At 54.0% G+C, this 1,153-nt stretch carries 2 pseudogenes; one reads left to right on the top strand and one right to left on the bottom strand.

What is annotated here, in order from left to right:
- Positions 1–255 (bottom strand): annotated as a pseudogene (locus QA609_RS24640) (methyl-accepting chemotaxis protein); the annotation flags it as partial.
- A 361-nt stretch (positions 256–616) separates the two neighbouring features.
- On the opposite strand from QA609_RS24640, the pseudogene QA609_RS24635 reads away from it, so the two are divergent.
- Positions 617–1,153, top strand: a pseudogene (locus QA609_RS24635) (hypothetical protein); the annotation flags it as partial.

Here is a 1,153-nt window from a genome sequence, read left to right as displayed (position 1 = left end):
CTGGCGGTTGCGCTTGGCTCGGCTCTGGTCTTGCTCAACGTCTTCAAGCCGAGACTCCAGCTGCTCGATCGTTTTAGCTTGCTTTTGGAGCATACACCACATTTGCTCGCGGCTCGGGATTTCTGTAGTGCTGTCTTTGGTCTTGCTGGCTGTGAGACCATCCTGAATACTCTCATCAAAGCCGAGAGTGGTCGCGACGTCCTGTTCATCGGGGGCTTCAGCATCAATTTTGCTTGGGTCTTTTCCAATCGTCATCGTATCGTAGTCTCTGGTTGCGATTAGTCGGCTCTCAATACCTGGCGTAGAGTAGCCCCTCAATAGCCGACAGGATCTCAAGAGTGAGATAGCAGCGGCTGATCAAGAGGCGAACTTTTAAGCCGATCTAGGTCGCAGAATTAGGTGTCCAACCTAGGGGGCGAATCAACGCCCCCTTCTTCCGCGACCCACACCGGTTAGCGGTGAGTGTGTTTCTCTTATCTTGTTGGCTACTCGTTGTTTGTGACCTCACTTAAATTTGGTAGTCCTGTCTGACGGTGGTTTTCCTTCTGTGGTGAATTGCTCGAGAAGCAGCATTTAGGACAGAGTTTTTCGCTGTTGGTTCCCCTATCCCTGAGTAATGACGTTTCAGTCGACCTGGAGTAATCTGCTCGAGGAGTGTGAGGCGTTAGGGGATGAGGCGACACTGGTGATGCCGTTATCGGATGAGCCGTTTCAGATCACAGATGTTCAGGAGCACCGAATCGTCATCGAACTCCCTGACTCGGACGAGAAGCGACCACTCCAGCGTGACCAGTTCGAGACGCTTGCACGCCGAATCAGCGATGCAGCTGACTCATTTGACCTCGAGCGATTGCCCCCTGATGCCGATCCCTACCCTGCGGTCTTGAGTCTTCATCCCCGATTCGAGATCGATGAGCGCGAGGGACTGATTCGTGAGAGTGAGCAACCGGGCCCATCTCAGCTCGTTCGGGCTCCGGAAACCGAGACAGAGACTGAGCGAACAGAACCTGACCTTGCCGTCTACGCTGACGCACTGCTCCTTACCGACGCCCTCGAACGCCACGACGTCTCCGATCTCACTGGACAGGAGACATCCACACTGGTGAATCTCTATACGCTGTTATCTGACGTCCAGCGCAATGCTGACGACCTT

It is taken from the genome of Natronococcus sp. A-GB7, from assembly GCF_029688865.1.
Lineage (GTDB): Archaea > Halobacteriota > Halobacteria > Halobacteriales > Natrialbaceae > Natronococcus.
Note: the sequence above shows the minus strand (reverse complement) of the source record. Positions and strands in the feature narration are given on the sequence as shown.